This window comes from Kitasatospora sp. NPDC127060 (genome assembly GCF_042724935.1).
Lineage (GTDB): Bacteria > Actinomycetota > Actinomycetes > Streptomycetales > Streptomycetaceae > Kitasatospora.
Genome location: NZ_JBHXEG010000153.1, coordinates 1 through 8,416, shown reverse-complemented (window position 1 = coordinate 8,416; position 8,416 = coordinate 1). Strand labels below are relative to the sequence as shown.

Here is an 8,416-nt window from a genome sequence, read left to right as displayed (position 1 = left end):
TGCGCGGTGATCAGGCCCCGGTACCAGTCATAACTGTCCTTCGGGGTACGAGTCAGAGTGTCGTAGTCGACGCGAACCAGGCCGAAACGCTGCCCATGGCCGACGTCGGGGCCGATCCGTGCGCTCACCCTCATGAGGTCTCTCGGTGAGCCGGGCACGGGTCACGGTGGTGCGGTCACCACGTGGGCGCCAGCCCGCGCTCGCGCAGCCAGGCCAGCTGGACGGGCGGGTTCGAGCCGCAGCCCCCGGCGTGGTCGGCGAACCGCCACACCGTCATCGTCCGGTCCTCGCCCGCGTAGTGGTTGAACGCGGCATAGACCGTCCGCGGCGGGCAGACCGGGTCCATCAGACCGACACTGAACAGAGCCGGAGCGGTGGCCCGCCGGGCGAAGTGGACGCCGTCGAAGTACGCGAGGGTCGCGAACGTCGGCTGAACGCGCTCCCGACTGTGCCAACGCAGATAGCTGACGAGCTCCTGGTACGGACCGTCCAGAGAGGTCCGCGCGCCTTCAAGGTAGTCGCACAGGAACGGCACGTCCGGCATCACCGCCGCCACCCGGTCCCCGCTGAGCCCCGCCACCGCCAGGGACAGCCCACCACCCTGGCTGCCGCCCGCCACGACGATCCGATCCGCGTCGAGACCGGGCAACTGCGCGACGGCGTCCACCGCACGCACACAGTCGGTCATCAACCGCCGGTAGTAGTGGTTCTCCGGGGACTCGATGCCCCGGGTCATGAAACCCCCGACCCACTGGGTGCCCTCGCCCACGCCCCGGTCCGGAGTGTCGTGTCCCTGCCCCCGGCTGTCGACGACCAGCTGGGCGTACCCGGCCGCGGACCACAGCAGATGCTCGGTGGGCAACCCGCGCCCCCCGCTGTATCCCATGTAGGTGACGACGACGGGCAACGGGCCTTCGGCGTCGCGCGGGCGCAGCAGCCAGGCGGCCACCGGCTCGCCGTTCCAGCCGGAGAACCGTACGTCGTCGACCTCCACGGTGCGCAGTCCGTACTGCTCGGTGACACGTTCGGCCTTGACCGCGCCGCCCTGCGAACGGGCCTCGGCAAGAGTCCGCTGCCAGAACTCGTCGAAGTCCTCCGGAACGGTCGGCTCGGGACGGTAGGCGGCGAACTCCTCGGCGCCGAAGTCGGTGACGGGCATGGGCGATCCCTCCGGGTGCTGCGAGTTCGAGGTCAGGTGATGGGGTGTGAGCAGTGACATGCGGGCCGCCTCCGGGCGGCTGGTGACTGCGGGTCGGCGCCCAGGCGGCCGGCGGGATCGCCCCGTGCGGTGAGCCGGGCTGGAACGGGTGGCGGCCCGTCTTCCCTCGGGACGGGCCGCCGGTCTGTGGGGCGGGAGGCCTCAGCCGGCCGCACCGAACCGGAACGAGGAGAGCCGGTAGTCGCCGTGCAGGGTCAGGCTCAGGTCGTGCACGCCGTCGAGCGGGGCGGCGAGGTCGGCGGTGACCGTCGTCCAGGCGTAGCGGTCGCCGGTCACGGGCACCTCGACCTCGGCCACCACCCGCCCGCCGGACCGGACGTCGAGCCGGGCCGGTCCCGTCTTCCCGCCCTCGCGGGCGGTCTCGACCTCGACCCGGACGGCCCCGGAGAGGTCGACCTCGCGGAACAGCAGCGTCGCGGGCTGCCCGGGGTCGGTGGGGGTCACGGCGTCACCGTCGTCGCGGGTGGCGTCGACGATGGTGATGTCGGTGTGGTCGTCGAAGTCGACGGCCTGGACGCTCCGTCCGACGACGGCGCGGGGGGTCGGCGCCGCCCCGGTCACGGTGAGCGGCACGACGAGGACCTCGTCCTCGGCCGACCTCGCCACGACGACCTCGTAGCCGCCGGGGTCGACGGCGAAGGCGCCCGTGGCGACGTCCCAGTGGGCGAACCGCTCGGCCGGCAGCCGGAACGTCAGCTCGCGCCTCTCCCCCGGCTCCAGGCGGACCTTGCGGAAGTCGGCCAGGCGCAGCCGGGGCGCCTCGTAGCGGGCGTTCAGGGCGCGGACGTAGACCTGGACGACGTCGCTGCCGGCGCGCCGGCCGCGGTTCTCCACGGTGACGGTGAGGTCGACCGCGCCGTCCGGGCCGATCGACGGCTGCGACAGCCGTGGGTCCCGGTAGGCGACGTCGGTGTAGGAGAGCCCGTGGCCGAAGGGGTAGAGGGTGGCGCCCCGGTGGTACTGGTAGGTCCAGCCGGCCTTGATGATGTCGTAGTCGAGCGGGGCGGGCAGCGGGTCGTCGCCCCGGTACCAGGTCTGCGGCAGGCGGCCGGCGGGCTCGGCCCCGCCGAGCAGCACCGCGGCCAGCGCGTGTCCTGTTTCCTGCCCGCCGTGGGACGTCCACACCACGGCGGGCAGGTGTTCGTCGGCCCAGTCGAGGGCGTACGGGTAGCTGCTCATCACGACCAGGGCGGTGTCCGGGCGGACTTCGGCGACGGCGCGCAGCAGTTCCTCCTGCCCCTCGGGCAGGTCGATGTCGGCGCGGTCCTCGGTCTCGCGGCCGTTGATCAGCGGGTGGTTGCCGAGGACGACCACGGCGACATCCGCGTCCGCGGCGGCCGCCCGGGCCTCGGCGATGCCGTCGCGCACCAGCTCGCGCTGCCAGCGCTCGGCGTCCTCCGCGCTCTCCGCGGTGACGCTCACCCGGCCGTCGGTCGGGTCCACGGCGGCGTAGCGCCCGGTGAAGACCGATCGCAGCAGCACCGTGTCGGGGCCGTCCGGTTCGATCCGGAAGGTCTCCTTGACGAACCAGCTCTTGATCACGTCCTGACCGGCCGCCAGGCCGTCGTCGTCCTGGAGGGACAGGAACCGACCGGTGTCGGCGGCGCGCAGGGTGGTGGCGCCACCGCCCCAGTCGGTCACGTCGAAGGCGGACTTCCCGAGCAGCTCACCGGTGGTGCGCGAGCGGAGGGTGATGCGGTCCGAGCCCTCCACCGTGACGACCTCGCCGCCGTGGGCGCCGAGGGCCGCGGCCAGTCCGGTGGCGATGCCCACCTGGTACGGCAGGGTGCCGCTGTACCAGTCCTCGAAGAGGGTGTCGGCGAGCGGGCCGATGACGGCGATCCTGGGTGCGCGGGCCGGGTCGATCGGCAGCAGACCGGTGTTCTTGAGCAGGACGGTCGACTCGGCGGCCGCCCTCCGGGCCAGGGCACGGTGTTCGGGGCTGTCGATCACCTCGGGGCCGATGCCCGTGTACGGGTCCAGTTCGGGGTCGAACTCGCCGAGCCGCAGGCGCACTTCGAGCTGCCGGCGGACGGCGCGGTCGACGTCGGCCTCCTCGATCAGGCCGCGCTCCAACGCCTCGCGCAGCCGGCCGATCACGGTGGCGCTGTCCTCGCCGTGGTCGGTGAAGTTGTCGATGCCGGCCTTGAGCGCGGCCGCGTGGGACTCGGCATGGTCGTCGAAGTAGTGCTCCGGGTCGACCAGGTTGGAGGGGGCCTCGGCGTCGCTGACCACGAACAGCTCGTGGCCCGTCTGCCGGGCCCAGCGGCGCAGCTCCACCTCGATCAGCGGACTGACGTGGCAGGGGCGGCCGTTGACCAGGTTGTAGGCGGCCATCGCGCCGGTCGCGGCGCCGGAGGCGACGACGGGACGGAAGGCGGCGAGGTCGTACTCCTGGAGGACGCGCGGGCGCACCCCGGAGGAGGTGGTGCAGCGGTCGTCCTCGTTGTTGTACGCGAGGAAGTGCTTGAGCACCGGCGCGGTCCGCAGGTAGTCCGGGTGGTCGCCGGAGAGACCCCGGCAGAACGCCTCGCCGACCCGCGCGGTGTGCACCGGGTCCTCGGAGTAGCCCTCCTCGTTGCGCCCCCAGCGCGGATCGCGCAGCAGGTTGAGCACGGGGGCCCAGGCCTGCAGGGAGTTGGGCCCGCGCTCGGGGCTGCCGACTGCCGGCGGGCGGTGGTAGTGGAAGGCCCGCAGCTCGGTCGACACCGCCTCGGCGACTCCGCGCACCAGGTCCTCGTCCCAGCTGGCGCCGAGGCCGACGGCCTGCGGGAACACCGTCGCCACGCCGAGCCAGGAGACTCCGTGCAGGCCCTCACTGCCGGTACGGAACGGGCCGAGACCCAGGCGAGGCACGGCCGGCGCGTACTGGTGCAGCATCGCGAGCCGTTCGTCGAGTGTGAGCCGCTGAAGCAGGTCGTCGACACGCTTGCGCGGGGCGAGCGTGGGATTGCGGAAAGCAGGCAGGTCGGCTGCGGATGCCGGCACGGAACTCACGTGGAATACCCCTCGGACAGCTGGGCTCAGTGGTCAAGTCGAAGCGCCTCGACGCTGACACGGCCCAACTGGCCTGTCAACTAGCCGGGAACCAAAGGATTTTGATTTTGTTCAGCCTCTTGCTCAACCGGTAACGCGTCGTTAGTCTCGCCGAAACATTCAAGCGCTTCGACGCTTCAACGGAGAGGGGCCACGCCACCATGAGATCCGGGTTGAATCGCAGGAGCTTTCTGACCACCGCCGCCACGGTCGCGGGGGCCGCCGCGATGGCACCCCTGCTGTCCGCCTGCGGCGGCGGCTCGGACAAGAAGGCCGCGGCGAACACCAAGGAAGGCCTCAAGGCCGCCCTCCCGACCTACGTACCCAGCACCAACGCAGTCAAGCCGGACATCGCCTCCGTGCAGGGCACGGGCGACGCCGCGACCGACCCGGCCTACCTCTCCTACCCGGCTTCCCCTCCCACCAGCGTCTCCGGCGTTCCGGGCAAGGGCGGCAGCTACACGGCGATCACCCCGCTGTGGGGCACGGCCCCACCGGTCGGCAACTCCTTCTACCAGGCGATGAACAAGGCGCTCGGGGTCGAGCTGACCGTCAAGCCGACGGACGGCATCAACTACAACACGATCATCCCGACGATGACCGCCGCCAAGAAGCTGCCGGACTGGATCAACCTGCCGGCCTGGCTGAACTCCAACTTCAACACCGGCGGGCTGGTCGGCACCCAGCTCGCGGACCTGACCCCGTACCTGTCCGGCGACAACATCAAGAAGTACCCCAACCTGGCCGCGCTGCCCACCGGTGCCTGGCAGCACGGCGTCTGGGGCGACAAGCTCTACGGGATCCCCTGCTTCTCCACCAGCTTCGGCATCCCCGGCGCCACCTTCTACCGCCGGGACATCCTCGACGCCCGGGGCATCACCGCCGACCAGGTCAAGTCCGCGGACGACCTGATGAACATCGGCAAGGAACTGACCGACGCCAAACGGGGCGTGTGGGCCTTCGACGACGTGTGGACCTATCTCCAGTTCGCCTGGGGCGTTCCGATGAAGTGGCGGGTCGACAACGGCAAGCTGGTCCACCCGTTCGAGACCCAGGAGTTCCTGGAGGCCCTCGACTGGCACAACCGCCTGGCCGCCTCGGGCTACATGCACCCGGACGCCCTCGCCGGCGACGTCTCCAACGGGAGCACCCGCTTCTACGGCGGGAAGACGCTCATCGGGGGCGGCGGACTGGGCGCGTGGAACCTGTCCGACCACCAGTCCGGCACCGCCGCGGACCCGAACTACCGGCGCGGCGCGTTCAACGCCATCTCCGCCGACGGCAAGGGCACGCCGGTGATCTACATGGGCGCCGCCGCCAGCATGATCAGCTACCTCAACGCCGGTCTGAAGCCGGAGCAGATCCAGGAACTGCTCGCAGTCGCGAACTACCTCGCCGCGCCGTACGGCACGGCCGAGTACACCATGGTCAACTTCGGCGTCGAGGGCGTCCACCACACCCGGGTGAACGGCATGCCGACCTTCACGGAGGAGGGGAAGAAGGACGTCCAGGTGACGACCTACTCGTTCCTGGCCGCCTCCGGCTCCGTGATCAGCAACCCGGGCGACGAGCAGGTCACCAGGGACTACGCAGGCTGGTCGGCCGCCAACGTCAAGTACCTCACCAAGCCGCCGTTCTGGGGCATGAACCTCAGCATGCCGCAGGCCATCGCCTCGGCCGATGCCGCGCAGAACGTCAACGACACCATCAAGGACTGCTACCACGGCAAGAAGAAGGTCTCCGAGGTGCAGGACGCCATCGCCAGCTGGCGCTCCGGCCCCGGGGAGCGGCTCAAGCAGTGGATGACCGACAACGTCCTCAACAAGTACGGCACCGGCCAGTGAGCACCGCGGCCCCCAAGCGCCCGGCCGAACCTGCGCGGCTCACCTGGCGGACCAGGCTGCGGCGCGACAAGTCCCTCCTGCTGATGACGGTCCCCGCGGTCGTCCTGCTCCTGGTGTTCAACTACGTGCCGCTGTTCGGCATCGTCACCGCCTTCCAGGAGTACGACCCGCTGGTCGGGGTCTGGCACAGCGAATGGGTCGGCTTCGACCAGTTCCAGCAGCTGTTCGGCGACCCGGCGTTCTGGGCCTCGATGAAGAACACCCTCTACCTCAGCTTCGTCCAGCTGGTCCTGTTCTTCCCGATCCCCATCGCCCTGGCCCTGCTGCTCAACTCGGTGATCAGCGAGCGGATCCGCAACTTCTTCCAGTCCGTGGTCTACCTGCCGCACTTCTTCTCCTGGGTGCTGGCGGTCACGATCTTCCAGCAGATGCTCGGCGGCGCCGGCGTGCTCAACCAGTTCCTGCGCCAGCACGACATCGGCACCTGGGACATCATGACCAACCCGCACACCTTCGCGCTGCTGGTCACGTCGCAGGCGATCTGGAAGGAGGCGGGCTGGGGGATCATCGTCTTCCTCGCCGCACTGAGCGCGATCAACAGCGAGCTGTACGAGGCCGCGGCGGCGGACGGCGCCGGACGGCTGCGGCGGATGTGGCACATCACGCTGCCGGGCCTGCGCGGGGTGATCGTGCTGATGCTGGTCCTGCGGCTGGGCAACGCCCTGTCCGTGGGCTTCGAGCAGTTCCTGGTCCAACGCGACGCCGTCGGCCACGAGGCCGCGGACGTCCTGGACACCTTCTCCTTCTACTACGGCATCGCCACCGGCGGCTACAGCTACGGCGCGGCGGCCGGGCTCTTCAAGAGCGTGGTCTCCCTCCTGCTCATCTGGGGTGCCAACCGGCTGGCGCACGCCTTCGGCGAGGACGGGCTGTATCGCAAATGACCAACGCACTCACCATGGGATCCCGGCGGGAGAAGCGCCGCCAGGCCGCCACGGCCGCCAGGCGCCGGGCCGGCTCCGCCCGGCCGCCCTGGGACGAGCCGCCCACCGCCGTCGGCCAGGCCGCCAAGGGCCTCACCCTCGGCGGGATGCTCGCCGTCATCCTCGTCCCGCTCTACATCATCGTCCTGACCAGCTTCTCCACCCCCGGCGCCATCAACCGGGCCGGCGGCCTGGTGATCTGGCCGGACGGCCTGACCACCGAGACGTACCGCCAGATGCTCAGCGACTCGACGATCATCACCGCGCTGGGAGTGAGCCTCGGGATCACCGTGGTCGGCACCGCGGTGTCCATGGCCGTCTCCGTCCTGTGCGCCTACGGGCTCTCCCGGCCGCGCTCCCTCGGGCACCGCTTCGTCCTCCTGCTGCTGATCATCACGATGTTCATCAGTGGCGGTCTGATCCCGAGCTTCCTGGTCGTCACCGGCCTCGGCGGCTACGGCGAGTGGTGGGCGCTGATCCTGCCGAGCGCGGTCTCGGTCTTCAACATCCTGGTGCTGCGCGCCTTCTACCAGGAGACCTCCTCCGAGCTGATCGACGCGGCCCGGATGGACGGCGCGGGCGAGTGGCGGATCCTGTGGTCCGTCGTCCTACCCACCTCACGCGCCGTCACCGCCGTCACCGCGCTCTTCTACGCCGTGGGCTACTGGAACTCCTTCTTCAACGTCATGCTCTACATGCCGACGGACAGCGAGAAGTGGCCCCTGCAGTACGTGCTGCTCACCTACGTCAACCGGGCCAACGGCCTGCCCGGCTCGGTCAACTCCGGCTTCGGGCAGACCCACGCGCAGACCGCACCGCTGTCGCTGCAGATGGCGGTCGTGGTCCTCACCCTGGTACCGCTGGTGATCGTGTACCCGTTCGTGCAGAAGCACCTGCGTACCGGTGTCCTCACCGGCGCGATCAAGGGCTGAGCGATCCGCACCGGTCCGGCGCGCCCCGCCGGGCCGGGACCGGAGCGGGACCAGAGCGGGACCGGGCCACGCCCTCAACGGAACCGACATGGAGGAAGCCAGAGCAATGGTGAAACTCGCCGATGTGGCCAGGCACGCCGGCGTCTCGTCCAGCACGGTCAGCTACGCCCTCAGCGGCAAGCGCCGGATCTCCGACGAGACCAGGCTGCGCATCGAACGGGCCATCACCGACCTCGGGTACCACCCCAACGCGGGTGCCCGCGCCCTCGCCGGAAAGCGCTCCCACATCATCGCCCTGGTCGTGCCGCTCAACCCCGAGGTGCACGTGCCCACCATGATGGAGATCGCCATCGCCGCCACGGTCACCGCCCGCGAACACGGCTACGACGTCCTGCTGCTCAC

The 8,416-nt window shown here is 70.4% G+C and carries 6 protein-coding genes and 1 pseudogene; 4 read left to right on the top strand and 3 right to left on the bottom strand.

All coding sequences use genetic code 11. From position 1 onward, the window contains the following. From ACFWIS_RS40015 to ACFWIS_RS40005, 3 genes and pseudogenes are all read right to left on the bottom strand, one after another. Positions 1 to 104, bottom strand: a pseudogene (locus ACFWIS_RS40015) (family 1 glycosylhydrolase); the annotation flags it as partial. Positions 105 to 175: 71 nt separating this feature from the next. Next, positions 176 to 1,159, bottom strand: a complete 984-nt coding sequence (locus ACFWIS_RS40010) for an acetylxylan esterase (RefSeq protein ID WP_380463732.1) — start codon at positions 1,157 to 1,159, stop codon at positions 176 to 178. 201 nt (positions 1,160 to 1,360) lie between these two features. Next, positions 1,361 to 4,216, bottom strand: coding sequence for a glycoside hydrolase family 3 C-terminal domain-containing protein (locus ACFWIS_RS40005; RefSeq protein WP_380524362.1), 2,856 nt, complete (start codon positions 4,214 to 4,216; stop codon positions 1,361 to 1,363). Between the two features lie 212 nt (positions 4,217 to 4,428). Here ACFWIS_RS40005 and ACFWIS_RS40000 point away from each other — a divergent pair, with 212 nt between their 5' ends. The 4 genes from ACFWIS_RS40000 to ACFWIS_RS39985 form a co-directional block, all read left to right on the top strand. After that, positions 4,429 to 6,099 carry a Tat pathway signal sequence domain protein gene (locus ACFWIS_RS40000; RefSeq protein ID WP_380463728.1) on the top strand — a complete coding sequence of 557 codons (1,671 nt, stop codon included), beginning with the start codon at positions 4,429 to 4,431 and terminating at the stop codon, positions 6,097 to 6,099. Continuing rightward, entirely contained in the window at positions 6,054 to 7,043 is a 990-nt protein-coding gene (locus ACFWIS_RS39995; protein WP_380463726.1) for an ABC transporter permease, read from the top strand. Before ACFWIS_RS40000 ends, ACFWIS_RS39995 begins: the two co-directional genes overlap by 46 nt. Next, the gene (locus ACFWIS_RS39990; RefSeq protein ID WP_380463724.1) at positions 7,040 to 8,014 is read left to right on the top strand and encodes a carbohydrate ABC transporter permease; all 975 of its coding nucleotides are present in this window, start codon (positions 7,040 to 7,042) and stop codon (positions 8,012 to 8,014) included. Before ACFWIS_RS39995 ends, ACFWIS_RS39990 begins: the two co-directional genes overlap by 4 nt. A gap of 106 nt (positions 8,015 to 8,120) precedes the next feature. After that, positions 8,121 to 8,416, top strand: a 296-nt coding sequence (locus tag ACFWIS_RS39985; RefSeq protein ID WP_380463722.1) for a LacI family DNA-binding transcriptional regulator, incomplete at its 3' end; no start/stop codon positions are given.